A 25,893-nucleotide genomic window follows, 5' to 3' on the forward strand; every position below is an offset into this window, starting at 1 on the left:
TTCACCTGAAAGAGAGAACCCCATGAGTAGCTCGGCAACGAGAACCCGCTTCACGTTCGACTGGAGGGAGAACACCTCTCTCATCGGACTCGCCCTGGTGGTGGCGGCAGCAGCGGTGCTGTCTCCTACATTCTTCACCTCGCCGAATCTGATGAACCTGCTGGTGCAAGTGTCTTCCCTCGGTATCCTCGCCGTCGGAATGACGTTCGTGATCCTGACAGCGGGAATCGACCTCTCAGTCGGGAGCCTGCTCGCGCTTATCGGCGTTATCGTCGCCATGGTAGCGAACCACTTCGGTGTGTGGAGCGGGCTGGGAGCGGCGCTCGCACTGGGACTGTTGGTGGGGTGGTTCCACGGAACCACCATTACCAAACTGAAGGTACCTGCGTTCATCGTGACGCTTGCGGGACTCACCGCGTACCGTGGACTCGCTTACGTGATCACCGGGTCCGCCGCGGTCCCAGCCCAAGACGAACTCTTCTTCGTCATCGGATACGGCCGAGTTCCCGCCCTCGCCGTAGCGGTGGCCGCGGGCATCGTGGCCACGATGATGGTCATTCAGCTCGTTCGCGCCGCGCGCAGCGGGGTGCGCCCGAAGTACTTCGCGGCCGCTCTCGGGATCGTGTTCATGCTCGGATTCGCCGCCTTCACGTTCACCACGAACGGGCTTCCCGTTCCGGTGATCATGATGCTGGTGGTGTTCGCCGCTGGGTGGTTCGTGCTCAACCGCACGACATTCGGCCGGCAGACGTACGCCATCGGCGGCAATATCGAGGCCGCCCGCCTCGCCGGGATCCGCGTCGATCGAAACCTCGTCATCATCTATGCCTCACTCGGGCTTCTCGTATCCCTTGCCGCAATCATCACCACTTCTCGCCTGGGTTCGGGCGCGCCGTCGGTGGGCAACCTGGCAGAACTCGACGCGATCGCCGCGGTCATCATCGGCGGAACGAGTTTTGCGGGCGGCGTCGGACGACTCGGCGGCACGGCCATTGGTGTGCTTCTCATCGGTGTCATCAACAACGTGCTCTCCCTGCTCAACGTCACCTCGAACATGCAGATGATCGTCAAGGGACTCATCATCTTCATCGCAGTGGCGCTCGATTCGAAGGTGAGAAAGCGGTAGAACGCCACCTTCGAGCTTCGCATTCACAACGCACGAAACCATACGAAAGGATATTCAATGAAGAAATCACGATGGACACTCGGGGTCGCAGCTGTGTTGGCGGCAGGGCTGCTGCCCGCATGCGCGACAGGCGGCGCTGCAAGTGGCGGCGCGGACGCCGATGACCAGATCGTCATCGGCGTCACGAACACGTCGATGAAAACCCCGGTCTACGAAGTCATGCGCGAGGCTGCCCTGGAAAAGGCGGAGGAACTCGGCGCAGAGGTGATCTGGCAGAGCGCGGAATTCGATGCAAATGCTCAACTGAGTCAGGTCCAGAACATGATCGCCGAGGGCATCGACGTTCTGGTCATCGAGCCCGTCGACAACAACGCCGCCGCACAGCACGTGCAGCTCGCGTTGGATGCAGGCATTCCCGTGGTCAATCTCGAGTACTACATCGAGGGCGCCGACCTCTCCCTTCGTATTGTCGCTGACAGCGAAGCTGTTGGAGAGCTCCAGGTGCAGACGTTTGTCGACAACTGGGACGGGAGCGGAGAGGCGAACGCCGTCATTCTGTCGGGCACGAGTGGGTCGGAGATCGCGGATTCGATCACCGCCGGGAACGAGAAGGGGATTGAGGACGCAGGCAACATCAACGTCGTCGCGCAACAGAACCACAACAACTGGGACCAGGAATTGGCACTGAAGACGATGGAGAACGTCCTGCTTCGGGAGAACAATGACGTTCAGGTCGTTTTCGCGAACAACGACGAGATGATCCTCGGCGCTTACCGCGCGGCGCAGCAGGCCGGGGTCGCTGACGACATCATCTTCGTGGGATCTGACCACGACGAGATGGTGGTCCAGGCAATCCTCGACGGGGCGAATATGTTCACCGTCGATAAGGGAGCCAGGACTCAAGGAGAGCGGATCACCGAGGGCGCGATTGCGGTAGCGAAGGGAGAAGAAATTCCTCAGGATGAGGTGATCGACGACATCCCGGTCTGGTGGACTCCCGTGGCTGTCGTTGACAGCGAGAACCTCGAGCTCTCCGAGGCCAAGTTCCCGCAGCTGTTCGGATAGGACGAATCGGTAGGTCATGCCACCGTCGGGTGCGTGAGCACGGGCTCACGACAGCACCAACTCAGGCGGGAATCTCTGGGAGCAGAGGTTCCCGCCTGAGGTCTGCGGGGGTTCGTCCCGCGAGCCCGAGGGTTTCCCCGATCAGCGCAGCTCCCGTCGTCGAAACACCCCCACAGCTACCACCATCAGCACCGCACACAGCCCCAGCCCGGTCGCAACCGGCCACCAGATCGCGGGCGCATCGGGAAGAGTGCCCGTGGCCGTCGCCATTGCGGCCGGGAGGAGGCCCGCGGGCGTGAACTCAGCGAGACGCGGTGCTACGCCCGCGAGTGCCAACAGGAAGAACGTGCCGACGCCGATGCCCGCGGCGGCGGCCATCGCGTCGAATGTCGCTGAGGCGAGCAGCGACACCGTGATGAGCACCGTGGCGAGCACGACCCAGAGCCCGGTCGCGCCAAGCACCGCCGCTAAGTCACCGCCGCCAGCGCCGTCACCAGCACCACCAAACACGACCCGGGTCACACCCCAAGACACCAGCGCCCCCACGAACGCAGCAACCGCAACGAACCCCACGAGCACCACCGCGTGGCTCACCACGTACGCGGCCCGCGACGCGGGCTTCACGAGCAGCAGCGATGCGACGCCCGAGCGCACCTCGGTGTTGATGGCGCCGGCTGCCATGATTACGACCACGAAGACGGCGAGCTGTGAGAGGTCGGTGATCCACCGCGCTGCCGCGTCAGCGGCCGTGGGTTCGGGCAGCGCGAGCGCGGTGAGCTCGCCACCGCCGAGCGCCCCGGCGAGAATCTCGTTGGTGAAGCGCGCGATGAGGGGGCCGCTCGCCGCGAGGAAGACGAGCACGACGGGCAGCACCCAGATGCGCCAGGTGCGCACCACCTCGCGAGCGCGCAGCCGCAGGAGCGGAAGCATGGCGTTCATCGGGCACCCTCCACGAGATCGACGAACACGTCTTCGAGGCTGGCCGCCCGAGGTTCGAGCCGGAAGAGGCGGCAACCGAGCGAGCTCACGACGGCGGCGACGCGGGCGGCACCATCCTCCACGTCGTCGACGGTAACCACGAGGGCGCGCGACCCGGGGGCGTCATCGGCCACGTCGAGCACCCAGCCGGATCCGGCACCAACCCTCGTAGCAGCACGAAGCGCCTCGCGCAGCCGCTCCGGTTCATCGGTCTCGACGACGAGTCGACTGCGCGATCCGCCGAGTCTGGCCCGCACATCGCGGAGCGCGCCCTCGGCGGCGACGCGTCCATTGCTGAGAATTGCGACGTCGTCGCAGACGCGCTCGACGTCGGGCAGCAGGTGCGTGGAGAAGAACACGGTCGTCTTTCCTTTGAGTTCGGTGATGAGTTCGAGCACGGCTCGGCGGCCCATCGGGTCGAGTGCGGAGGTCGGTTCGTCGAGCACGAGCAGCTGCGGGCTGTTGATGAGGGCCTGCGCGAGACCGAGCCGCTGACGCATGCCGCGCGAGTATCCGCCGACGCGGGCGCGGGTGTCGGCGAGGCCGGTGAGCTCGAGCAGCTCAGGAACCCGGCGCCGAACAGTGTTCTGGGGGAGCTGAAACAGCGTCGCGGCCTGCTCGAGCACCTCGCGCGCGGTCATCCACGACGGAAACCCGGGAACATCGGGGCAGTAGCCGATGAGGGGCCGCACCTCGGCGCTGCCGGGCGCGTGGCCGAGCATGCGGGCGCTGCCACTGGTCGCGCGGGCGAGGGCGAGCAGGATCCGGATCGCCGTCGTCTTCCCCGCCCCATTCGCGCCGAGAAAACCGAACACCGACCCCTGCTCGACCCGCAGATTCAGGCCATCGAGCGCGGGCCGCGATCCGTAGTGCTTCGTGAGCGAACGGGTTTCGATCGTGGGCGAGTCGTGGGGGCCGCTCATCGCTGCACCCCGGTCGCACCGGGCTCGGAGCCGTACAGGCCCTGGACGGTGCTCGCCACGTTCGCCGGAGCCTGCGCGGCAGTGTCGGCGACGGGCGCGGGTCGGCGGCCCACCGCGAGGAACAGGATCGGCCCGATCGTATTCGCCACCAGGATGATGAGCACCCACGGCCACTTGCGTCCGAACTGCACCCGCTGCGTGGGGGTCTTGACGAGCACCAGCAGGCTGACCGCGGCGAGCAACGCCTGCAGCGACAGGGCGACCACCACGATGAGCCCGGTCGTCGTGGCCAGTGAGGGGAAATCCGTATTCATGCGCGATCTTCTTTCTCGGCGTGCGAAGCCAGTGGGTAGGTATTGCCTATATCCTTGCAATACAAAGTACCCGAGTCAAGTCGGCCGTGTCGGTGGCCGGATCGCGCAGCGCACCGCCGCCTCAGCCCATGCGGGCCCGTTTCGCCTACGGAGTGGGCGTCGTGCCCGCGCTCACATCTGTGCCAGCGCCCGCACCGGCCGCGCGCCAGGCGCGGCGGAGCCCGGCCCGCAACGGCAGCACGATCATGGCGAGCGCTGCCGCGATCCCGAGGGGGAGGGTCGCGGGGACGAGCAGCCCCCAGCGTCCGTGCGGGTGCCGCGCGTCGAGTATCGATGCGGCGATCACGGAAGCCGACATCGCGGTGAGCGTCGTCGCGCTCGCGGTGCGCACGAGCTGGTCCTCGGTCGACGTCTGCTCCCGCGCGGCCCACAGTGCCGCGCCGACGCCGAGCGCAGCGGTAGCGGCGAGAGCGCGCTTCGACCCGGAGCGATTGCGCCGCCCCGTGAGGCTGAAGCCGGAGGCGACGCGGTCGGGGAGCCGCTTCCAGGTCAGCGCCAACGCGCCGGACGATGCCGCCGCGATCACGAGGGGAGTGAGCTGGGCCGTGCGCACCGCGCGATCGGGAATCTGGTCGAGCACATCGCTCGTCGCGTCATCGGGGCGGATGAGCCGCATCCGCACCGCGAGCGCGCCGAGGTTGACCGTCCACCCGGCGCCGAGCAACCGCGGCACGAAGAGCTGCGGGCTCCCGGGGTTCCAGGTGCGAGACCGCACCTCGGCGCTCAGCGGGCCCCGCAGCTCGACGGGCACGCCGAGCACGCGGAGGTTGGGATTCTCGGCAGGGGAGTCGCTCGTCAGTGCGTCGAGCAGATCCGCCGCGTAATCCTGTGCCGGCCCCAGCGCCTCGACCGGATCGATGCCGGCTTCGGAGAGCTCGTCGAGCTGGGCTGCGAGCGCTTCGAGCGCGAGCACCCGATCCTGCCGCGAGAGTGTGCCGAGGTGCGCGTCGACCTCCCGCAGATACGTCTTCATGCGTCGCCCTCCAGCTGCAAGATGTGGTGCATCGCGCTGCTGAGGGCGCTCCATGCGGTGGCTCCCTCGGTGAGAGCGGCACGGCCCTCGTCGGTGAGGCGGTAGTACTTGCGCGGCGGCCCGCCCGCGGCCTCCACCCAGCGCGTCTCCACCTTGTCGGCCTTGTCGAGTCGCGCGAGCAGCGGGTAGACCGTGCCCGGCGTCGCGGTCAGCGCCGGGTACTCGCCGAGCTGCTCGATGATCTCGATCGAGTAGCACTCCTCGCGGTCGAGCACGGCGAGAATCGCCAGTTCGAGCACTCCCTTGCGCAGCTGCGCGGTGCGATCACTGGTGGGCATGCTGAACAGCCTTGCAATACCTAGGTGGGTTGTCAACGCGGGAGCGGGGATCGGTAGTGGCCCCTCGGTATTGCTGTGATGGGCGATGCAGGATCGCTCTCCCATCGATCAGACTGTCTTACTTCTCCGACCAAAGTGTCGCACTGGGGCGGAAGGGGTGTTTCATTTTGTGCCCTACTCTTTCGCACAGGAAGAATCGTGCTTAGCCTGTGCGTGTCATCACAGTGAGGTGGTCTGATATGCACAGTGCTCCCGCGGTCGCCAAACGGCGGCCAGGTTCGAGGTTCGTCGCGATTCTGATCTGCGCCGCAGTCGCTGCGTCGGGTCTCGTTCTGACAGGGGTGACGGGCGGCATAACGCCGGCGGCCGCGGCGGAGACGGATCTTCTGGACTGCACGCCGACCTCGCCGTTCGTCTACAACCTGCGAAGCCCCGACCAGACGGTCGGCGGGGAGCGCGTGAACCGGGTGGAACGGGTGAACGTCACGACGGGGGAGGTCGAGGTCATCGCCGACTTCTCGGCCGCGTCGGCGCCACCGGATCTGGTGATCGAGGAGCAGGTGAACGGGCTCGGCATTCGACGGGATGCCCAGGGCCGGGGGCGATGGCTGGTGTTCTCAACGAGCAACATCGCCGACCTGGAAGCGCCCCGGAACGTCTACCAGTACGACCTCTTGACCGAAGAGCTGGTGACGTCGCGCATTCCCGACGAGATATGGGCGGCGGATTCGAATCACACGACGCGGCACGGTGCGGTTGATCTGAGCACGGGGATCTACTACACGGCGACCCACCGCAACAATACGGATGAGTTCACGTTGATCGCGTTCGACTTCGCAACCGAGGACGTGTGGCTGGCCGGTCATCTGGCGACGCCGGGCGCATCGGGATCGAGCGGTGACATGGCGTTCGATTCGCTGGGAAATCTGTTCTTCGTGGTGGGGGGCCAGTCTTCTGCTCGGCAGTTCACCGGGCCCGCCGGGTCGCTGCCCACAACGCCGGGCGAGCAGGTGGAGCTGACGCTGACGGACATCGGCGGTGCCGCCACCGATGATGCGGCGGCGCAGCAGGTGCCCCCGCTGTCTCGGACGAACGGGGTCGGTGTCGCGTTCGGCCCCGATGGGTACTTGTACGAGACCTTCGGGTCCGGCTTCCTGTACCGTGTCGACCCCTCGACGGGCACGATCGTTCCCGATTCGAGCGTGCGTCCGCAAGATGTGGCTCTCGTCGACCTTGGTCCCGCTCAACCCGGGTCGTCAGCTCGAGGAGGGTCATCAACAGATCTGGCGACCTGCGCCTCGCCCAGCACGCTCGAAGTGCTCAAATACGTGAACCACCGCGCTGAGGACGCCGACCAGTTCACGCTGTCCGTCGCCCGCGACGACGGAGTGCCCGTCGGCGAACCAGCGACGACGAGCGGAGACGACGATGGGCTCCAGGCCGAGAAAGTCGGCCCCGTCGGCATCCTGTCGCTGCACGAAGACGGCACCACGCCCTGGTCGCACACGATCACCGAGGTAGGAGCCGGATCCACGGATCTCGCCGACTACGACACGAGCTACCGATGCGTGGACCGCAACGACCCGGGGTGGGGGTCGTACGAGGGCACGCTCAGTGACGCAGACGAGCGCAGTTTCACCATTCCTACGCCACCGCGCGGGGCTCCGGGCGGAAGCCGGGCGATCGTGTGCACGCTGACCAATGCCGCACCGGGAAACCCGATCATTCAGAAGAGCTTCGATGCAGGCACGCCATCCGCCGTAGTCGACGACGTCACCGTGACCGGGACGTACCGATGCGAGTTCACGGGAACCGATCCGGCGACGGTGAACGAGGGCACCTGGATCGCGCGAGGCGCGGCACCCGCCCTGCTGGTGCCGGCAGAGGGATCGAGCACAGACGTTCCCATCGGATCGGTGTGCCGGGTCTGGGAGGACGAGCTCGAGAACTCCGTGTTCCCCGACGACTCGTGGGCGTGGGGAACGCCGGTGCTCTCGCCGGAGACGCCCGGCGACCCCGCTTCAGCGACGGTGACGATCACTGCCGACGACCCGGTGGCGAACACCGTCTCGATCGTGAATTCCGCGCGGCAGTCGACCGGGCCGCTGCAGATCGTGAAGGACTTCACCGGGGAGGTGCCGGACTGGGTCGCGGGCGTCGTATTCGACGGTACGTACACCTGTACGTACCCCGGCCTGGACACCGTCCCTGGAACGGATGACGATATCGTCAACGCGGGAACGTGGCAGATCACGGGCATCGGCGGCGCTTCACTCGATCCCGAAGCGCCTGCCCTTCCAGTCAACTCCCGATGCACGATCACCGAGAACGCGCCTTCCGACGAGGACCTCCCCGATGCTGCGTGGCACTGGTTGGCACCGGCCTTCGAGCCTGCTTCGACGAGCGGAACCGCAGCGGATCTCACGGTCCGCGACCCGGAGGCGAACGTTGCGACGATCACGAACTCGGCGACCGCATTCCGGATCGTCAAGGCGTTTCCCGAGGGTGCCCCGGAATGGCTGAATGAGGTCACCTACACCGGAGAATACGTCTGCGACACCGGTGCAGGCTCGATCGGGGGTTCCTGGACGATCACCGGCGCAGGCATCGCCGACCTTGCCGCGAGCGGAGATGATCCATCTGCGATTCCGCTCGGATCCACATGCACCGCGACGGAAGACCCGCTCGACGACGCCGACTTGCCCGACGACACCTGGTCCTGGGCGAGCGCCGAGATATCCCCGGCTTCCGTGACCATCGGATCGAACCTCGAGGCGGGTACGCTCACCGTGACGAACGACGCGACGCAGGAGCTGCCCACCACCGCACTCACGGTTGAGAAAGCGTTCGCGGATGACGCCCCGGAGTGGCTCGCAGACGTGACCTACACCGGGACGTACGTGTGCGCCTCCGACGAGGTCGAGCTGACCGGCAGCTGGAGCGTCACCGGGGAAGGTGCGGCCACGCTCACTCCGGAGGAGGGCTCCACCACGGACTTCCCTGTCGGCTCGGAGTGCACCGTTGCTGAAGACGCGCTCGACCCGGAGTCTCTGCCCAATGAATCGTGGGCCTGGGAAGAGCCGGTGATCGATCCGGTTCCGGTCGTGCTCGCCGACGACGGCGACAATACGGTCACCGTCACGAACAATGCCACTCAAGCGACGACCGACCTGGCGATCTTCAAGACGTTCACCGAGGGTTCGCCCGCATGGGTGAACGAGATCACCTACACGGGCGCGTACGCCTGCCTGATCGGTGAAGAGCGGAACTCCGGCACGTGGAGCGCCGTCGGCGGCAGTGCAGCGCTGCTCGTTCCCGACGAAGGCACTTCCGCGAACCTGCCTGTGGGCTCGGAGTGCACGGTCACGGAGGATGCCCTCGATCCGGAACTCCTGCCGAACGAATCCTGGGCGTGGAGACCACCGGTGATCACCCCGGTTCCCCTCGTGCTCACCAGCGACGGTGAGAACAGTGTGATGGTCACGAACAGCGCCGCACAGGCGACCACGGGTATGAACATCGTGAAAGCGTTCCCCGAAGATTCTCCCGGTTGGCTCGGGGAGATCACCTACACGGGTACCTATTCCTGTGTGATCGGAGAAGAAATGAACACGGGCACGTGGTCCGTAACCGGCGCCGGTGAGGCGATGATCGCGGCCGATGCAGGCACGAGCAGTGCTCTCCCCGTCGGATCACTCTGCGACGTCGCCGAAGACCTGCCACCGGAGGGGGTGCTTCCGAACTCCTCCTGGTCCTGGGAAGACCCGATCATCGATCCGGTCCCGCTCGAATTGACGGTCGACGGCGACAACACGGTGACCGTGACGAACTCGGCCACACAGGCTCTTACAGCGCTGACGGTCGTGAAAGCGTTCGGCGCAGACAGCCCGGAGTGGATGAACGAGGTCACCTACACGGGCACGTACCGCTGCGCGATCGACGATGAGGTGCACACAGGCGACTGGGCAGTCACCGGCGCCGGGGTGGCAGTGCTGACCCCTGCAGAGTCGTCGTCCACCGACATCCCCGTCGGATCGGCATGCACCGTCGCCGAGAACGCGCTCGACGACGCCGAGTTGCCGGACGCGACGTGGAGCTGGAGCGCGCCGGTCGTCGATCCGAATCCGCTCATCCTCGCTGACGGCGCGGAGAACACGATCACGGTGACCAACGGCGCCGAACAGGTGCCGATGACGACTCTTGCAATCGAGAAGGTCTTTCCCGAGGGAGCTGCCGACTGGCTGAACGACGTGGGATACACCGGTGAATACACCTGCAGCTTTGCCGACATCTCCTACGCCGGCACGTGGGCGATCACCGGGACGGGCGCCGCAGTGTTGCAGCCCGGCGCCGAGCTGCCGATCGGGGCCGAGTGCAGCGCGACCGAAGACGCGCCGAGTGCGGATGACCTTCCCGACGCTTCATGGGCATGGGACGAGGCGGTCGTGAACCCCACGACACTCGTTCTGGGGGAGGACGCCGAGACGAATGTTCTGACGGTGACGAACTCCGCCAGCCGAGTGACGGGAGACTTGGAGATACATAAGGTTCTCGCCGATGGCAGCCCTGAGTGGCTGGACGGCATCACATACACTGGCACGTTCGTCTGTTCGTTCGAAGACGAGAATTATGACGGCACGTGGTCGGTCACGGGCGCGGGAACAGCGGACCTGGCACCCGATCGGGAAGTGCCGAACGGCGCCGTATGCTCCGTGTCGGAGGACGAGCTCAGAGCAGACGATCTCCCGGACCGGAGCTGGCAGTGGGAACAGCCGCGTATCGACATCCAATCGATCACCATCGACGCTGATGCCCCCGTCACTCCGGTGCAGGTCACGAATGCCGTCCAGCACAGCGGGGCTCCCGAACCAGCCCCGATTCCGCCGACTCCCGCACCTCCGGGGCCCGGCCCGCTTCCCACGACCGGCGGCGACGCGCCCGTCTGGTTGATGTCGCTCGCCGGGGTCGGCCTGCTTCTGGGAGCGGGGCTCCTTGCGCTCAGTCGCCGCCGAGAACGGCAGTCTGCATCTCAGTCGGCAATCCGGTCGTTCTCGGGGAAGTGAGGAGTGCCAAGGGCGGGTACGGTGACGGACGCGTTCGATGACTGAACCGTCCTCCGGCGGCGCACGAGTGACCTCTCTGGGCGTACTCCGACGGAATGCCACGATCGCGGCCACCGCGGTGGTGCTCGTCACGGTGCTGATCCTGTCCGCGACCAGTTCCACTGACGCGGATCGCTGGCTCGCGACCGGTTTCGTCGGGGTGTTCGTCGCGTGGACGCTTCTTCGCATGGTGCGAGACGTGCTCCGGGGTCATGTCGGTCTGGACGTACTGGCAGTGGTGGCGATGATCGCCACGTTGGTGGTGGGGGAGTACGTCGCGTCGCTGGTCATCGTCCTGATGCTGTCGGGCGGCGAAGCCCTCGAGGATTTCGCGGCGCGTCGTGCGAGGCACGATCTGTCGGCATTGCTGGATCGATCGCCCCGCACCGCTCACGTGTTCACGAATCCGCACAACGCACAGTCTGACGACGTTCGAGACGTACCCGTCGACGACGTCCGTGTCGGCGACATGCTGCTCGTGCGACCGGCCGAGATCGTCCCGGTCGACGGCGGCCTCGTCACTGAAACCGGAACCTTCGACGAATCGTCGCTCACGGGCGAGAGCATGCCGGTTTCGCGAACGGCCGGCGAGGAGGTCCTCTCGGGCGCAATCAATGGGAACCGCGCCGTTCGCGTCCGCGCCGTGCGGCGCAGTGCGGACAGCCAGTACCAGCAGATCGTCACCCTCGTCAGGGATGCAGAACAGTCCCACGCTCCCATCGTTCGGCTGGCCGACCGTTTCGCGATCCCGTTCACGGTCGTCTCTCTGATGCTCGGAGGCATCGCGTGGCTGCTCTCCGGCGACTCGACGCGTTTCGCCGAAGTCTTGGTGCTCGCTACGCCGTGCCCGCTGCTCATCGCGGCGCCCGTCGCCTTTCTCGGCGGACTCTCGAGGTCGGCGAAGGCAGGGGTCATCATGAAAGGGGGCGCGGTCATCGAGCAGATCGCCCGGGTGCGATCGGCCGCGTTCGACAAAACGGGAACGCTCACGCAGGGCCGTCCGCAACTCGTGGATGTGCGCCCGACCGTGGGATTCGAACGTGCTGAACTGCTCCGACTGGCTGCATCCGCAGAACAGTACTCGACGCACGTGCTCGCGGATGCGATCCGCCGCGCTGCTCGGGAACGCGGCTTGAACCTGTCGCCTGCAGATGAAGCGAGAGAAGTGGCGACCAACGGAGTATCGGCCTCCATCGCGCACCGTGCAGTCATGGTCGGCAAGCCCAGCTTCATCGCCGGAGTCGCACCCGACACTTCGCGCGCGACGCTCGAGCCAGGCCAAGCCGCAGCATACGTCGCCATCGATGGTCGCTTTGCCGGCGTCCTCGTCCTCGCCGACGACCCGCGACCCGAGGCACGAGAGGTCGTGTCGTGGCTCAGAGGTCACGGCATTGCGCGCGTCGCGATGTTCTCCGGAGATGTTGCGGCAACGGCGGTCTCCGTGGGCGACCAGGTGGGCATCACTGATGTGCATGCCGAGCTCCTGCCGGACGAGAAGGTGCGCCTCATGGGAGCGCTGCAGCCGCGACCCACGATGATGGTCGGCGATGGGATCAACGATGCGCCCGCGCTGGCAGCGGCCGATGTCGGCGTCGCCATGGGGGCGAGGGGCGCAACGGTTGCGGGTGACGCGGCAGACGCTGTGATTCTCGTCGATTCCCTGGAGAAGGTCGTGGAAGCGGTCGTCATCGGGCGCCATACCCGGCGAGTGGCGCTCACCGCGATCTGGATCGGCATCGGGTTGAGCCTCGGGCTCATGGTCATCGCCATGACCGGAGCCATTCCTGCGCTCGCAGGTGCGCTCATCCAGGAGCTCGTCGATCTCACCACGATCCTGTACGCGCTGCGTGCTCGCCGGGGTCCGCCGGTCGAGTTACGCCGGTGATCGGACGAGCGGGCACCCTCCCGACTACTGCCGCTTCGCCTCGATCTCGCGCACGTGCACGCGCACGAGATCCGCGATGAGCTCATCAGGGAGCGGCGCCTGCAGCGTGAACTGCACGGCATGCGCTGTGGTCTTGTACGGGGTGAGTCGATCCTGCAGCTCTTCGATCGCCCATGACGACGGATAGAAGCTCAGGTGCTTCTTCGACGCCGTGAAGTAGACGAGCGCCCGCCCCAGATAGGAGAGGGTCGGCATCCCGTAGCTCATCGACTCGACAGCGTCGGGCACGAGCGATGTCACGAGCGCGCGAATTCGTTCGAGCTCGGCGCGAGGCTCGGGATCGAGCGCGGCCAGATACTCGTCGATCGTTGCCGCCTTCGAGACCATGAAGTGAGTGTACTCCGCCGCGGTCTGCGCCGAGCGTCGGAGATTCAGCGTCGGTGAGGCGATCGCCGGGGGATGCGTCTCACCGACGCCGAATCTCTCACCGAAGCCGAGAAGCGCAGCGCTCCCGCCAAGGAATCTCTCACCGACGCCGAATCTCTCATCGACGCCGACGCGCGCAGCCCTGCCGCAACCGGCGCCCCTTTGCTAGCGTAAGCCGCGTACGGGGCCCGATTCGAGAACGGCGAGTGAGCGATGACCGAAGACACCGGAACCAACGGCGGCACGGGCGACACGAGCGCCGCCGACGATGACGACGACGGGCTGCCCATCTTCGAGCCGCCGTTCGGCCTCGACGACGTGCCCGGCTTCTGTGAACGGCTCGTCGACCACTTGATCTCGACCGAGACCGGTGAGGAGTTCACGTTCGAGGGCGTCGAGGGCGAGCAGGCGCAGGGCGTCTGGATCCTGCCCCTCGGCGGCTACGACCCGAAAGAGGACCGGACGCTCACCGAGGGCGCCCCAGCAGACCGCGAGCTGCCGCCGGGCGGCTACGCCGAGGTCGCCGACACGTGGGCGCAGGGCGTGCGCCGAGTGCTGCGCGAATCGTGGGGCACGCCGCTCGTGCGCACCCCCAAGCTCGTGGGGGTCTCGATGGAGCCCGAGGGCATTCTCGACTACCTCATGGTCGCGGTGCGCATCGAAGAGGCCGAGATGTGGGATCGCGGTGCGCTCTGCTGCGTGCTCCTCACCAGCTGGGACGGCGAGCCGATGACGAGCATGCTCCGCCAGATCCTCGTCGTCATGCCCCGCGAATACGCCTTCGGCGGCATGGCGGTGCTCGCCGACGATGAGATCACGGTGCACGACCTCCTGATGCACGGCGAGCACCTCACCGAGCTGCGCCGTCGCGCCTGGCTCATGAGCGCGCTCGCCGGCCAGGGAGAGGTGCGCGTGCGCGACACCGCGCTCGAGGCGTCCCGCTTCAGCCTGCGGGCGAGGAACGGCACCACAACGGTGTGGACGTTCACCGATGACGGCCGGGCGCTGGTGCTCATGCAGGATCCCCAGTCCGATTTCGTCTCCAGCGCCGCCGAGCAGCTCATCGCCGATCAGCTCGCGGAGGCGGAGCACGCGGACGAGCCCTCCGAGGAGCAACTGGAGGAGGCGCAGCTGATCCTCATCGCCCGCATGCTCGACGGCGTGCCCGAGGATCTGCGCGAGCTGATCGCCGCCCGCACCGAGAACGGCCGCGGCGAGCCTGCCGAGCACGAGCTCGAGTTCCGCATGCTGGGCGATCAGCCGCTGCCGCTCATCTCGGGAGCCGTGTGGTTCGACGGGGAGCACTGGCGGGTGACGCGCAGTCTGCTCGAGATCGGCAGCCTCAACGACTTCGGCATGGACGACTTCGGATTCGCCGAGGCCGTGCGCAAGCCCTACCGCCTCGGCGGATCGTTCACCCTCGAAGACTTCTCGGGGCGCACCAGTGAGGATCGCCGCGCGCAGATCGAGCAGGTCTTCGCGGCGTGCCCGTACCCCGAGCAGCCGCGCCCGTCCGACGCTGAGCGCCTCGGCTACGGGTTGCCGCGCGACACGACCCACGCCGAGATGGTGCTGGAGATCGAGCGGGCGACCGAGAAGTGGTGGGATTTCGACCCGGAGCAGGTCGATGTGCAGGATCGCACGTTCCGCGTCGGCGGCCGCGAGCTGCGCGCCATGGGCGGCCGCGTGCTGCGCTCGGTGATCGCCCTCGCCGAGCCCTGGTCGGTCGACGTGCTGCAGGCCTGGGTCACGGAGCTGAGCGACGCGATGGAGAATCGGTGGGGGCCCGCCTTCGAGATGCAGGCGCGCGAACCCAAGACCGGCGTGGAGCGCAAGACGCCGGTGGCGCGGGTGATGCGCGCGGTCGGGCTGATGAACGCGCCGATGTGGTGGGTGAACGGCCACGCGGTGCTGCTGATCGCGGGTGCTCCCGACCCGAGTTACGCCGAGGAGCCGCAGGCGATCATCGTGATCGGCCGAGCCGACGCGGTCATCGACCTGATGCGCGGCACCCGCACGTGGGAGCTGCGCCAGCGCACGCGGGTCATCGGCGCGCTCGCCGCACAGGTGGCAGGCGAAGCCGCACCGCACGAGATCTCGTGGCGCGGGCCGAGCCTCGCGGGATCCGATCTGCGACCGAACGCGGTGCGCGGGCGCATCCGGGCCGACGATCACTACTGGGTGTGGCACTTCGCTCACGACGGGCGCGGACTGCTGATGTCCTATCCGGTCGATGACACCGCCGCGGCCGTCGCGCGGTCGTCGTTCGAGGATCAGGCCGAGCTCTTCCGCGGCGTTCCGGTCGACCTGCTGTCACTCGTGACGGACCGCGACCCCGCCGGCCTGTATCGGGTGGTGACGCGGCCGGGCGGTGCCGATCCGGATCGCCCGCCGATTCCCGGTCTGCTGCGCACCGCGACGTCGCTCCCTGCCGTGCAAGCCGTGTTCTGGCGCGACGAGAGTGATTGGCGCGCGTCGACGGGCATGCTGCAGCAGGTGCGACCCGCGGCCCCTGAACGCGGCGGTGAGCTCGAGGACGCGACCCCCGAGTCCGCGACGCCCGACACGTCGAACCCGTTCGCCACGCTGTACTCCGACGCGACCGGCGTACCGCAGCTGCAGTGGGCGGTCGGAGCGGGTGAGAGTCTCACCCCCGACATCCTCGCCGACGACCGCTACTCGAGCGTGGTATTCGGCAACCGGGTGACGCTCGACGAAGCCGAGGCGGCGTATGCGCAGCTCGGCGACGTGCACCAGGTCGCGCTCACGGGCACGCTGAACCAGTTTCTCGACACGGTACTCGGCATGCCAGCGCGCCGGTACGTGCTCGACGCCGCGCTCGCGAACCCCGACCCGCGCAACCGCCGCGAGCTCGCGATGCTGCTCCTCGAAGACGTCGACGACATCGACGCCTCGATCCAGCTCTCGCACCTGACGCCGATCAACGTGCTGTTCGAGAACCCGACGCTGGAGGCCGACGACCTGCTCCTGCTCATCCGACTGCTCGAAGCCGGCGCGCAGGCTGGCCCCGGGCTCGGCGGCTCGAGCGTCGCACGGCACCCGCTCGTGCAGCTGGCCGACCGCGACGCGGAGGAGGCCGAGTTCGAGCCGCTCGTGCACACGCTGCTCATGCGGGGCGAGCTCGACCTGCACGCCCCCGCGCTGCCCGACGGGCGCAGCGTGCTCGACTACGTGGAAGCCGGCGTGTTTCCGCACCGGTATTCGCGGGCTGGCCTCCTCGCCCAGCTGCGCGAGGCGGCAGCGGCTTAGCGCCGTCTCCACCGCGGCGCCTTGGTGAGCTTGCCGAGCACCCACTCCAGCGGGCCCTGACCCACGAGCAGCGCCCACGCCGTGCATCCCACCAGTACGCCCACCGTCATCGGCCAGAACGGGTCCAGCGCGCGAAATCCCAGCGACGGGTCGACGCCGGGGTCGCGCGCGGTCTCGACCGCGATCCAGATCGCCCAGATGCCGATGTGCACGACGTAGGCGGTGAGCGGCATCGAACCGACCGCCCGCAGGGGCAACGCGATCCAGCGCAGGGGAGTCATGCACACGAGCACGGCGGCGCAGGTGACCGCGAGGGCGAATCCGCCAGAGCCGAGGGCCTCGCCGACCCCTGACGAGTGCGGTGCGTCGCTCAACGCGGCGACCCACCACTCGGTCGGGCCGACGCCGACCGCGGCGAGACCGGCGGGGCCGACCACGCCGTATCCGACGACGGCGAGCACGATGCCCGCCGCGAGCAGAGGCCACGCGAACTTCCACGAGCGCATCAGCAGCGCCCCGGTCGCCATGCCGCAGAGCATGAACGCCAGCCACAGCGGAAGCGGGTAGTTCCAGGCGATGAGGCGGAGCGACTCCTCGACTGACACCGGATCGTCGCTGCGGGCGACCATCGAGTTGATCCACCACACGACGAACGGGGCGCCGACGGCGAGCACCGCCGCGAGGGCGAACAGATGCCGTGCGGCGAGCGAGGTGAAGGGGATCGCCAGCACGAAGAGCGCGCCGTACGCGGGAAGGATGACGTACACGGGCACATCGAGATCGTCGAGCCAGACTCCGAGCAGCCAGAGCAGGATGCCGCGCAGCAGCAACTGCGTGCGGAGCCCCCAGAGCGGCCTCGACCGATCGGCCGACTCGGCCGCGCCCACTCGACGACGCCGAGACGCCACCGAGATGATGCCGAGCGACACCCCAGCGAGCATCGCGAAGAGCACCGCGGACCGGCCCTCGACGAGCCCCGACCACGTGCCGGGATCTCTCCACTCCAACGGTGTGATCACGGCGAGGTGCGCGGCGAAGACCCCGATCACGGCCAACCCGCGCGCGAGATCCACTCCGGCGAGGCGGTGCGGGGGCTCCAGCCGGGAGATCTGCGCGCGGAGGCGCGAAGCGAGAATTGTGATGCCGTTATTCTCGCTCACGGCCAGAAGCGAGAACAAGCGGCGCGATATTCTCGCTTCCCACCCAGCGGGGCGCTGATCGCGAGGGGCCGTCCGGCCTGCTACCGTATCTGCGTGACTGAATCGGTGAAGACCAGTGCGCCCGAACGCGAGACGTGGGGGCGGCGCAGCGCCTTCATCATCGCGGCCATCAGCTCGGCCGTCGGGCTCGGCAACATCTGGCGATTCCCCGGTGTCGCCTACGAGAACGGCGGTGGGGCGTTCCTGATCCCGTATCTCGTCGCCTTCTTGACCGCCGGTCTGCCGATCCTCTTCCTCGACTACGCGATCGGCCACAAGTACCGCGCTGCGCCGCCGCTCGCCTTCAAACGGCTCAATCGCAAGGCAGAGCCGCTCGGCTGGTGGCAGGTGGGCGTGTCCTTCCTGATCCTCACCTACTACGCGGTGATCATCGCCTGGGCGCTCGGCTTCGTCTGGTTCAGCTTCGGCCGCCAGTGGGGCGACGACGCGGTCGGCTTCTTCACCGGCGAGTACCTGCAGCTCGCAGAGGCGCCCGGCGTGACCTTCGACTTCGTGCCCGCCGTGCTCATCACACTGCTCATCGTGTGGATCGCCGCGATCATCGTGATGTCGCTGGGGCTCCGCCGCGGTCTCGATCGCGCGAACCGCATCACGCTGCCGCTGCTCGTCATCGTCTTCGTGATCATCGTCGTCTACGCGATGACGCTGCCCGGCGCCTGGGACGGCATCAATCAGTTCTTCGAACCCGACTTCGCCGCCCTCGCGAATCCCGCGGTGTGGCTCGCCGCCTACGGCCACATCTTCTTCTCATTCTCGATCGCCTTCGGCATCATGCTCACGTACTCCTCGTATATGAAGCGCCGCAGCGACCTCGCCGGCTCCGGCCTCGTCGTCGCCTTCGCGAACTGCGCGTTCGAGATCCTCGCGGGCATCGGCGTGTTCGCGGCACTCGGGTTCCTGGCCTACTCGCAGAACGTGCAGATCGACGACCTCGAAGGGTTGAGCGGGGTCGCGCTCGCCTTCATGACGTTCCCGACACTCCTTAGCGAGATGCCGGCGGGCGCCTTCATGGGGGTGCTGTTCTTCGGATCGCTCGTGCTCGCCGGGTTCTCGTCGCTGCTGTCGATCTACCAGGTGGTCACCGGGTCGCTGCAGGACAAGACCGGCTGGTCGACCCGCCGCGTCGCGGTCACCGTCGGCCTCGCGGCAGGCATTCCCTCCGTGCTGCTGTTCGGCACGTCGTCCGGGCTCAACGTCCTCGATGTGCTCGACGCGTTCGTCAACAACATCGGCGTCACCGGCTCGGCCGTCGCGACGCTCGTGCTCGTCGCGTGGGTGTTCCGCGCCGTACCGAGCCTGCGCTCGCACCTCAACGCCCTGTCGTCGCTGAAGCTCGGCCGGGTGTGGACGATCGCCGTGACGGCGGTGACCCCCGTGATTCTCGCGGTCATCCTGGTGCGCGGCGTCGCCGAATACCTCACCGAGGGCTACGGCGGGTTCCCCACCTGGTTCATCACGACGATCGGGTGGGGCGCGATCGCCCTGCTCGCGATCTTCTCGTTCGCGATGAGCTACCGCAGGTACCGCCGCTCCGATGCCGATACGTTCGTTCCCGATGAACCCGAGCAGTTGCACACGGAGATGAACGATCTCATCACGGTCGCCAAGGAAGCCTCAGCCACTCGCCGAAACTCAGGGGGAACACGATGACCACCAGCGCACTCGTCATGATGGCGCTCTCCATCGGCATTCTGTGGGGCGGGCTCGCCTGGGCGATCCTGCGCCTGCGCAAGCACCCCGACGTGAGCGGGGTCGACGACGAGGCGTGACGGTCGCCGTATGATGTCACGCAGGGAACTCGGGGGAGGGCAAGCGTGACGATCGCGATCGATGCCGACGACGTGGCGACCATTCGCAAGCATCTGCGAACCGCTACAGAAGACGTCGGTGAGGCTGTTCCGCAGCTGCCGGGCGCGGCGGCGTTCGGGCCGCAGGTGCTCGGCAGCGCCGTCGCATCGTTCGAAGCGGCAATGCGTCGCGAGGCCGACCGACTCGCCGAGCGGTGGGCGGCGCTCGACACGGGGGTGCGCGACACCCTCGACGATATGAGCGCGGTCGAAGACGAGCTCGTCGCCGGAATCGGGCGATACGGGGCGGTCTTCGGTGCGGCCGCGGGTGCTGCAGGGAGCGACATGGTCGGTGGCGGCGCCGACGCGCCCCGCACTGATGGGCTGCTCCGGTGACCGGGGCTCCCGAGCTGCTGCGGCAGGGCGCGCAACGGCGCGGTACGAGCTGCTCGATCGGCTTCATCGCGACGAAGCTGCGGCCGTCCGACGCTGGCGGGGGAATCGCGGCACGCCTCGGCATCTCGAGCCGGGAGGGCCGCACCACGGTCGAGCTCGGCCCCGGCGAGTCAGCGGCCCTGCCGGGCGGTGGGTCGGTGCACGTCGTCGACATCTTCGTCAGCCCGGATGGCACGCAGACCGCCGCAGCGATCGAGGTCGCGGAGCCGGACGCATGAGCCGCGGGCGCAGGATCGCCGCCGTGATCGTCGGCGGGGCCGCCGTCGCAGGGGCGGTCGTGGCCGTCGGGTGGCTCGGCTTCGCCGGGGTCGAGCGCACGGTGGTCGCGGGCACGCAGTCTCGGATCTGCGGGACGATGGTCGGCGTCTCATCCGTCGAGCCCGGTCGCTCGGTGCGCGTGCTCGGCCCCTCGGACGCGACGTTGGCCGTCGGGGATCGGGCGCGCGTGCATGCGCTCTGCGTCGTCGAGGTCGTCGGAATCGAGGGCCAGCATGCCGAGGGTGCGGATGTCGACCGTGCGGATGTCGACGGTGCAGATGTCGACGGTGCAGATGTCGAGGGTGCAGCAGAGCGCGTGCGACTGAGGTGGCGGCTGTGGTGAGCTCGTTCGGCGATCCGGCGGCCGTCGAGGCCGCCGCTGCTGCGCTGCACACCGGGGCGCAGGCCGCAGAGCGCGCCCGGAACGAAGCCGCGCGTGCGCGGCCGGACACCTGGACCGGTGCCGCTGCAGACGCATACACCGCCGCTGCCTCGGAGACGCTGCCCGAAAGCCTGCGCATCGCGGACGCGCTCGAAGGGGCGGCCGGCACGCTGCGCCGGTACGCGGCCGTCCAGCGGGAGGCGCAGTCGCAGTACGACGAGGCCCAGGGCGATGTGGATCGCGCGGCCCGGGCGCTGCGCAGCAACCCGCTCGACATTCCGGCAGCGCTCTCCGTTGCGCGCGCGGAGCTCGCCGCGTTCGGCGCGCTCGGGCAGGTGCAGCAGGCGGCGTCGACGGCGGCCGATGAACTGCGCGCCGCGATCGGCGAGGAGGGCGACGGCCGACCCTGGTGGGATCCGTTCGGGTGGTTCAACGATCCGGAGGATCCCGACGAGCGCGTCTCGGACAACATCCTCGACGACGACGCATTCGACCCCGATGACGTCGCGCAGGGCAGCATCGGCGACTGCTTCATGCTCAGCTCGATCGTGTCGCTGCTGGACAGCGACGAGGGCGACGAGTTCATTCGCGACAACGTGCGCTGGGACCCCGAGAAGGAGGGGTACTGGGTGACGCTCTACTCGAACGGGGAGCCGCAGGAGGTCTTCGTCGAGCACGTCTTCGACAACGGGGCGAAGCAGAGCGACTGGGACTGGTGGATCTTCGGCGGCGACAAGCCCTCGATCGCGGCGCTGTACGAGGCGGCGATCCGTCAGGAGTACGGGTACGACTTCATCGACGGCGGAGTGCCGGCCGAGGCCATGGAGATCATCACCGGTCACCCCGTCGACGTGATCGAGAACAGCAACTACGCCGGGCTCGACCCCGAACAGGTCGACGACCTCAGAGAGGTGCTCGACGACGGCGGGCAGGTCGTGATCTCGTCGCCGAGAAGCGGCGATCACCAGATCACGGTCACCGACGCCGACGGCAACTCGCGTGACGTCGACGTCGTGACCTCGCACTCCTACGTCATTACCCGCATCGACCCCGACGGAAGCGTGTGGATGCGCAACCCGTGGGGGCCGGGCAACAGCGCCGACGGCGGCGGCGAGTTCCGCGTCAGCCCGGAAGACGTCGAAGATCTCTTCTGGCGGGCGACGATGACGAACGTCACCGAGTAGTCACGAGACGTCGCCGAGAGACGGCAGTGCCCCCGGAACCAGAACGGTTCCGGGGGCACTGCCGTCGGAGCGGCCCTCCGGGGAGTGGCGCGCCGCTAGCCGATGGTGCGTCGGCGCCGCAGCGCCAGCGTCAATCCGCCCACGAGGCCGGCGGCCAGCAGCAGCATCGCGCCGAGGGCGGCAATGGGAGCCGTGTCGGTTCCGGTTGCGGCGAGGCCGGCGTCGCCCGATCCGGCACTGCCCGCTGCGCCCGCCGCAGCTGAACCCGGCGCGGCAGGCGCACCTGCCCCGGCAGCCGGAGCCTCCACGTATCCCTCGAACGCGAAGGTGAGCGGTTCGCCCGTTCCGTTGTCGACCGTGATGACGAAGGAGTAGGGCCCCTCATGCAGCGGCGTACCGCTCAGGACTCCCGTGATGGGATCGAGTGAGACGCCCTCGGGCAGCAGGCCGCTCGAGACGCGGTACGTCGGCGCGGGATCCGAATCGACGCCCTCGCTGAGATCGATCTCGAAGTGCTTGCCCTGCTGCAGCTGCGGCAGCTTGACCGCGCTCCCCGCGGCGTGCGCGGGTGACTTCACGACGGTGCCCGTGAACTCGTGCGAGATCGCTGCGCCCACGCCATTCGACGCGGAGACCGTGAAGGCGAACGCGCCGGACGCCGTCGGCGTACCCGTGATCGCGCCGGTGAGGGCGTTCAGGGCGAGCCCGGATGGGAGGGAGCCGGCGGTGACGGCGTACGTCGCTGCAGGAGTGCCCTCGGCGAAGACGCCGTCGGCGAACGCCGTGCCCACGCGCAGGCCACCGAGGGTCGTGTCGACCCAGACGGGGGCTGCGGCGACGATGCCGGCGAGTTCGAGCGGCACGGGATCGCCGATGCCGTTCGACGCACCGAGCGTCACCGTGTAGGAGCCGGGTGTCGTCGGCGTGCCCGTGATCTCACCCGTCGACTCGTTCAGCACGAGCCCCTCCGGCAGCGCGCCCGACAGGATCGAGTACGTGGGAGTCGGGGTTCCAGTCGCGGTGAAGATCGCCGAGACCGCGACTCCGGTCTGGAGCGCGAGACCGTCGTGAGCGTCCCACACCGGTGCCTGATCCACGACGCCGGAGAACTCCCGGGTGGTGGTGCTGCCGATGCCGTTCGACGCCGTGACCGTGAAGGAGTACTCACCTGCAGCAACGGGCGAACCGCTGAACTCGCCCGTGATGGGGTTGAGCGAGACACCCTGGGGCAGCTTGCCCGCAGTCACCAGGTAGACGGGAGCGGGGGTGCCGCTGGCCTGCAGGGTGCCGATCGCGTCGGCGCCCACGACCCAGTGCCCGGGTTCACCGGTGATCGCGCCCGGAGCCGCGGTGACCGTGCCGGAGACGCTGAGTCCCTGCGTGCCCTGGGTGTTCGACGCGAGAATGATGAAGGAGTACGCGCCCGGGGTGGTGGGCGTGCCGGTGACGCGACCCGTGGCCGCGTCGAGCGTGAGCCCGTCGGGCAGCTCGCCCGAGCTGATCGAGTAGGTCGGCGTCGGAGTGCCGGCAGCGGTGAAGGTCACGTCGAGCGCTTCGCCGACCTGCGGACTCCAGCCGACGGTCACGTTCCAGTTCGGAGCCTGTTCGACGGTTCCGGTGAACTCGCGCGTCGTCGCCGTGCCGATGCCGTTCGAAGCGGTCACGGTGAACGCGTACGCCCCGGCCTCCGTCGGGGTGCCCGAGAACGCTCCCGTCTTCGGGTCGAGCGTCACGCCCGCGGGAAGTGCGCCAGCGGCGACCGTGAAGCTCGGCGCGGGGGCACCGGTCGCCGCGACGGCGCCCGCTGCGGCGGTGCCGACGACGAACTGCCCGGGTGCACCGGTGATCGCGCCGGGCGCCTGATTCACGGTTCCGGTGACCATGAGGTCGTCGGTGCCGGTCGGGTTCGTGGCGCGCAGCGTGAAGGTGTAGTCGCCGGCCGTGGTCGGGGTGCCCGATACGACGCCTGTCGTCGCGTTCAGGGTGAGGCCGTCTGGCAATCCGCCGTCGACGACCGAGTACGTCGGCTTGGTCGCCCCGCTCGCGGTGAACGCCACCGAGACGGGGGTTCCGACGACGGGGTTGCCGAGCGACTGCTGGTTCCAGACCGGGGCCGCGGGAGCGCCGCACGTGAAGCCGTTGAGCGGTGCCGAGACCTGCGTGGTCTGGCCGATGGCATTCACCTTCGTGACGCTGAGGCGCAGCTGGCTGCCGGGCGACTCGACGAGGTAGCAGCTCGCGCCGGTCGCGCCTGCGATCGGGGTGGCCGCCGCGCCGTTCGCCGACTGCGTCCACTGCACGCGCGTCTCCGTGATCGGCGAGCCGCCGTCGAGCCAGGTGCCCTCATCGAAGGAGATCGTGCTGCCCTCCGTCAGGGATCCGGTGAAGTACGGCAGACCGGCGTTGACGGGCGCGGTGCGGGCGGCGAGCACGCGGAATGAGCGGGCGGTGCTCTCCGCGGGCACGTATTCGGCGTTGCCGGCCTGGTTCGCGACGATCGTGCAGGTGCCGACGTTGCCGGTGAAGGTCACCGTGCTGCCGTTGACCGCGCAGATCGACGTGGTGCTCGTGCTGAATGTGACGGCGCCGCCCGGGGCGGTCGCGCTCACGGTTCGTGCACCATCCGTGACCACGTGGTCGGAGAGCTGATCGAAGTCGATCGGGTTCGCGAGCCCGAGCTTGAGCACGTTGTCGATGTACATGTTCGACCCGATCGCGAATCCGCCGGTCTGATCGTACGTCCCGTTGACGAAGCGGAACCGGTAGGTGCCGTCGGTCGGGATCTTCTTGCTCGACGTCGTCCAGCCCTGGGTGTTGCCGCGTCCGTAGGCGATGAGCGTGTGGTCCTCCGGCGTGCCGTAGCCCTGACCATCGACTCGCACCAGATAGGCGTAGACCTCGTAGTCATCGCTGACGCGCTGCGCGGCCCAGTCGAAGGAGACGGCCTGCCCGCTCGTCGCGGTGAAGGGCTGCGAGTAGACCTCCGGGCCGAACGACGAGCAGTAGGTCGTGAGCCCGCCGAAGGTGTTGTTGCTGTCGCAGTTGCCGCGCGAGTTGAGCTGCAGCACGCCGGTGCGGTTGAGGAAGGAGACGTTCGACTGCGAGCCGAGCGTCATCTGAGCGTTGCGCTCGTCGCTCTCCCGCTGCCAGCCGGTGTTGGTCGCCGCGTAGTTCCAGTCGGTCACGAACTCGTAGGGCTCCTTCGACTTCGCGTCGGTGCCGCGCACGGTGTACGGGCCGATGCCGCTGATCGACACCGCGCCGCGCTGCGAGCGGCTGGCGAGATCGCCGAGCACGACGCGGTTGTTGTTCGGTGCCTCGAACTGGATGCTCTCGACCGCGGCCTGAGCGGGCTGCGCGGTGCCGAGCGCGAGCCCGGAGAATGCGATCGCAGCCGTAGCGGCGATGGCGACGACGCGGCTGGCGCGCGATCGCAGTTGGTGCGTGCGTGTGTGCGGCACGCCGATGGTTGACAACATGTGCTCCCAGATACCCGTGCGACATGTCGAGCGATCGTCATGTCTGAATCATCAATGATCAAGTCGTGATCGCTCACTCCCCGCGTGAAACTTAGCGGAAGCCGAAACATGCACGTTCATGTTCTGGGAGAAATCACCCCCGCTTTCACCCGGTCTCCCTGGTTCGGGGGAGCGCGGAGCACCGGGCGAGCAGCGGCTATGAGCCCGAGGACACCCGGCGCACCACGTCAGCGAGCGCTCGCCAGGCGGTCTCGGTGGGGGCGATGAGCGCCCACGAGGTCGGCCAGAATCCGCTCGCCTCGTCGAGTTCGGCGTGCGGGCTCACCCCGAACGTCGAGTAGCGCAGCTTGTCCATCTGGCCGCTGCGGAAGAACACGATCACCTTGCCGTCGCGCGCGTAGCCGGGCTGACCGTAGTAGAGCTTCGGAGCCAGACCGGGGGCTTCCTCAGCGACGATCCGGTGCACGCGCTCGGCCATCCGCCGATCCTCATCGGGCATCGCCTCGATCTTGGATGCGACCTCCGCCGCCTCCGCTGCCGCCTTCTCCGCGTTCTTGGCGCGTTTCGCCTCCGCCTTCAGCTCCGCGGCTCGTGCGCGCATCGAGGCGCGCTCTTCGCGGGAGAATCCATCGCCGTCGTTCTGCTGCTGCGCCATCGTCGCTCCTCC

General features: G+C 68.0%; 20 protein-coding genes. 11 read left to right on the forward strand and 9 right to left on the reverse strand.

The window, feature by feature from the left end; all coding sequences use genetic code 11:
- The first annotated feature begins 22 nt into the window (after positions 1 to 22).
- Positions 23 to 1,126, forward strand: a complete 1,104-nt coding sequence (locus JE033_RS09630) for a sugar ABC transporter permease (RefSeq protein ID WP_200331241.1) — start codon at positions 23 to 25, stop codon at positions 1,124 to 1,126.
- Positions 1,127 to 1,183: 57 nt separating this feature from the next.
- A complete protein-coding gene (locus tag JE033_RS09635) occupies positions 1,184 to 2,191 on the forward strand; it encodes a substrate-binding domain-containing protein (RefSeq protein WP_200331243.1) in 1,008 nt (335 codons plus the stop codon).
- A gap of 141 nt (positions 2,192 to 2,332) precedes the next feature.
- Here the strand turns inward: JE033_RS09635 and JE033_RS09640 are convergent, their stop codons facing one another.
- The 5 genes from JE033_RS09640 to JE033_RS09660 all read right to left on the reverse strand — a co-directional run bounded on the left by JE033_RS09640 (position 2,333) and on the right by JE033_RS09660 (position 5,777).
- Positions 2,333 to 3,130, reverse strand: coding sequence for an ABC transporter permease subunit (locus tag JE033_RS09640; RefSeq protein ID WP_200331245.1), 798 nt, complete (start codon positions 3,128 to 3,130; stop codon positions 2,333 to 2,335).
- Positions 3,127 to 4,092: an ABC transporter ATP-binding protein gene (locus JE033_RS09645; protein ID WP_200331247.1), complete on the reverse strand. Its 966-nt coding sequence runs from the start codon at positions 4,090 to 4,092 to the stop codon at positions 3,127 to 3,129. Before JE033_RS09645 ends, JE033_RS09640 begins: the two co-directional genes overlap by 4 nt.
- Positions 4,089 to 4,406, reverse strand: coding sequence for a PLD nuclease N-terminal domain-containing protein (locus JE033_RS09650; protein ID WP_200331249.1), 318 nt, complete (start codon positions 4,404 to 4,406; stop codon positions 4,089 to 4,091). The genes JE033_RS09645 and JE033_RS09650 overlap by 4 nt, the downstream gene beginning before the upstream one ends.
- Before the next feature lie 145 nt (positions 4,407 to 4,551).
- Positions 4,552 to 5,439 (reverse strand): hypothetical protein, encoded by an 888-nt coding sequence (locus JE033_RS09655; RefSeq protein WP_200331251.1) that lies wholly within the window; start codon positions 5,437 to 5,439, stop codon positions 4,552 to 4,554.
- Entirely contained in the window at positions 5,436 to 5,777 is a 342-nt protein-coding gene (locus JE033_RS09660) for a PadR family transcriptional regulator (RefSeq protein ID WP_200331253.1), read from the reverse strand. Before JE033_RS09660 ends, JE033_RS09655 begins: the two co-directional genes overlap by 4 nt.
- Before the next feature lie 239 nt (positions 5,778 to 6,016).
- Between JE033_RS09660 and JE033_RS09665 the strand changes: the two genes are divergently transcribed.
- Both JE033_RS09665 and JE033_RS09670 read left to right on the forward strand, forming a co-directional pair.
- Positions 6,017 to 10,840, forward strand: a complete 4,824-nt coding sequence (locus JE033_RS09665) for a DUF5979 domain-containing protein (RefSeq protein WP_200331255.1) — start codon at positions 6,017 to 6,019, stop codon at positions 10,838 to 10,840.
- 37 nt (positions 10,841 to 10,877) lie between these two features.
- Complete coding sequence (locus JE033_RS09670) at positions 10,878 to 12,764, forward strand: heavy metal translocating P-type ATPase (protein ID WP_200331257.1); 1,887 nt, start codon at positions 10,878 to 10,880, stop codon at positions 12,762 to 12,764.
- A 24-nt stretch (positions 12,765 to 12,788) separates the two neighbouring features.
- Here the strand turns inward: JE033_RS09670 and JE033_RS09675 are convergent, their stop codons facing one another.
- A complete protein-coding gene (locus JE033_RS09675) occupies positions 12,789 to 13,151 on the reverse strand; it encodes an iron chaperone (RefSeq protein WP_200331259.1) in 363 nt (120 codons plus the stop codon).
- 252 nt (positions 13,152 to 13,403) lie between these two features.
- Between JE033_RS09675 and JE033_RS09680 the strand changes: the two genes are divergently transcribed.
- Positions 13,404 to 16,460: a hypothetical protein gene (locus JE033_RS09680; RefSeq protein WP_200331261.1), complete on the forward strand. Its 3,057-nt coding sequence runs from the start codon at positions 13,404 to 13,406 to the stop codon at positions 16,458 to 16,460.
- Here JE033_RS09680 and JE033_RS09685 read toward each other — a convergent pair.
- On the reverse strand, positions 16,457 to 17,620 hold the full coding sequence (locus JE033_RS09685) for a heparan-alpha-glucosaminide N-acetyltransferase domain-containing protein (RefSeq protein WP_200331263.1): 1,164 nt from the start codon (positions 17,618 to 17,620) through the stop codon (positions 16,457 to 16,459). The two genes, JE033_RS09680 and JE033_RS09685, sit on opposite strands and share 4 nt — an antisense overlap.
- A gap of 93 nt (positions 17,621 to 17,713) precedes the next feature.
- Between JE033_RS09685 and JE033_RS09690 the strand changes: the two genes are divergently transcribed.
- Genes JE033_RS09690 through JE033_RS14695 form a run of 6 tightly spaced genes read left to right on the forward strand, consistent with a single transcriptional unit; the run spans position 17,714 to position 21,747 of the window.
- Positions 17,714 to 19,330: a sodium-dependent transporter gene (locus JE033_RS09690; protein ID WP_336662427.1), complete on the forward strand. Its 1,617-nt coding sequence runs from the start codon at positions 17,714 to 17,716 to the stop codon at positions 19,328 to 19,330.
- Positions 19,327 to 19,449: a methionine/alanine import family NSS transporter small subunit gene (locus JE033_RS09695; RefSeq protein WP_090151163.1), complete on the forward strand. Its 123-nt coding sequence runs from the start codon at positions 19,327 to 19,329 to the stop codon at positions 19,447 to 19,449. Before JE033_RS09690 ends, JE033_RS09695 begins: the two co-directional genes overlap by 4 nt.
- A 45-nt stretch (positions 19,450 to 19,494) precedes the next feature.
- A complete protein-coding gene (locus JE033_RS09700; RefSeq protein ID WP_200331265.1) occupies positions 19,495 to 19,863 on the forward strand; it encodes a hypothetical protein in 369 nt (122 codons plus the stop codon).
- Positions 19,860 to 20,141, forward strand: a complete 282-nt coding sequence (locus JE033_RS09705; RefSeq protein ID WP_090151158.1) for a hypothetical protein — start codon at positions 19,860 to 19,862, stop codon at positions 20,139 to 20,141. The genes JE033_RS09700 and JE033_RS09705 overlap by 4 nt, the downstream gene beginning before the upstream one ends.
- A complete protein-coding gene (locus JE033_RS09710; RefSeq protein WP_200331267.1) occupies positions 20,138 to 20,524 on the forward strand; it encodes a hypothetical protein in 387 nt (128 codons plus the stop codon). Before JE033_RS09705 ends, JE033_RS09710 begins: the two co-directional genes overlap by 4 nt.
- Positions 20,518 to 21,747 (forward strand): C2 family cysteine protease, encoded by a 1,230-nt coding sequence (locus JE033_RS14695; protein WP_200331269.1) that lies wholly within the window; start codon positions 20,518 to 20,520, stop codon positions 21,745 to 21,747. The genes JE033_RS09710 and JE033_RS14695 overlap by 7 nt, the downstream gene beginning before the upstream one ends.
- Before the next feature lie 95 nt (positions 21,748 to 21,842).
- Here the strand turns inward: JE033_RS14695 and JE033_RS09720 are convergent, their stop codons facing one another.
- Both JE033_RS09720 and JE033_RS09725 read right to left on the reverse strand, forming a co-directional pair.
- Positions 21,843 to 25,226, reverse strand: a complete 3,384-nt coding sequence (locus JE033_RS09720; RefSeq protein ID WP_200331271.1) for an Ig domain-containing protein — start codon at positions 25,224 to 25,226, stop codon at positions 21,843 to 21,845.
- Between the two features lie 196 nt (positions 25,227 to 25,422).
- Positions 25,423 to 25,881 carry a DUF1801 domain-containing protein gene (locus tag JE033_RS09725; protein ID WP_200331273.1) on the reverse strand — a complete coding sequence of 153 codons (459 nt, stop codon included), beginning with the start codon at positions 25,879 to 25,881 and terminating at the stop codon, positions 25,423 to 25,425.
- Positions 25,882 to 25,893 lie beyond the last annotated feature (12 nt).

It is taken from the genome of Leucobacter sp. L43 (genome assembly GCF_016597785.1).
Taxonomy (GTDB): domain Bacteria; phylum Actinomycetota; class Actinomycetes; order Actinomycetales; family Microbacteriaceae; genus Leucobacter; species Leucobacter alluvii.

Excerpts from the sequence above, each read along its gene's own strand:
- JE033_RS09695 (WP_090151163.1), top strand. The coding sequence starts at position 19,327 with ATGACCACCAGCGCACTCGTCATGATGGCGCTCTCCATCGGCATTCTG.
- JE033_RS09645 (WP_200331247.1), bottom strand. The coding sequence starts at position 4,092 with ATGAGCGGCCCCCACGACTCGCCCACGATCGAAACCCGTTCGCTCACG.
- JE033_RS09635 (WP_200331243.1), top strand. The coding sequence starts at position 1,184 with ATGAAGAAATCACGATGGACACTCGGGGTCGCAGCTGTGTTGGCGGCA.
- JE033_RS09710 (WP_200331267.1), top strand. The coding sequence starts at position 20,138 with ATGAGCCGCGGGCGCAGGATCGCCGCCGTGATCGTCGGCGGGGCCGCC.
- JE033_RS09650 (WP_200331249.1), bottom strand. The coding sequence starts at position 4,406 with ATGAATACGGATTTCCCCTCACTGGCCACGACGACCGGGCTCATCGTG.
- JE033_RS09655 (WP_200331251.1), bottom strand. The coding sequence starts at position 5,439 with ATGAAGACGTATCTGCGGGAGGTCGACGCGCACCTCGGCACACTCTCG.
- JE033_RS09725 (WP_200331273.1), bottom strand. The coding sequence starts at position 25,881 with ATGGCGCAGCAGCAGAACGACGGCGATGGATTCTCCCGCGAAGAGCGC.
- JE033_RS09670 (WP_200331257.1), top strand. The coding sequence starts at position 10,878 with ATGACTGAACCGTCCTCCGGCGGCGCACGAGTGACCTCTCTGGGCGTA.
- JE033_RS09630 (WP_200331241.1), top strand. The coding sequence starts at position 23 with ATGAGTAGCTCGGCAACGAGAACCCGCTTCACGTTCGACTGGAGGGAG.
- JE033_RS09680 (WP_200331261.1), top strand. The coding sequence starts at position 13,404 with ATGACCGAAGACACCGGAACCAACGGCGGCACGGGCGACACGAGCGCC.
- JE033_RS09720 (WP_200331271.1), bottom strand. The coding sequence starts at position 25,226 with ATGTTGTCAACCATCGGCGTGCCGCACACACGCACGCACCAACTGCGA.
- JE033_RS09675 (WP_200331259.1), bottom strand. The coding sequence starts at position 13,151 with ATGGTCTCGAAGGCGGCAACGATCGACGAGTATCTGGCCGCGCTCGAT.
- JE033_RS09640 (WP_200331245.1), bottom strand. The coding sequence starts at position 3,130 with ATGAACGCCATGCTTCCGCTCCTGCGGCTGCGCGCTCGCGAGGTGGTG.
- JE033_RS09660 (WP_200331253.1), bottom strand. The coding sequence starts at position 5,777 with ATGCCCACCAGTGATCGCACCGCGCAGCTGCGCAAGGGAGTGCTCGAA.
- JE033_RS09665 (WP_200331255.1), top strand. The coding sequence starts at position 6,017 with ATGCACAGTGCTCCCGCGGTCGCCAAACGGCGGCCAGGTTCGAGGTTC.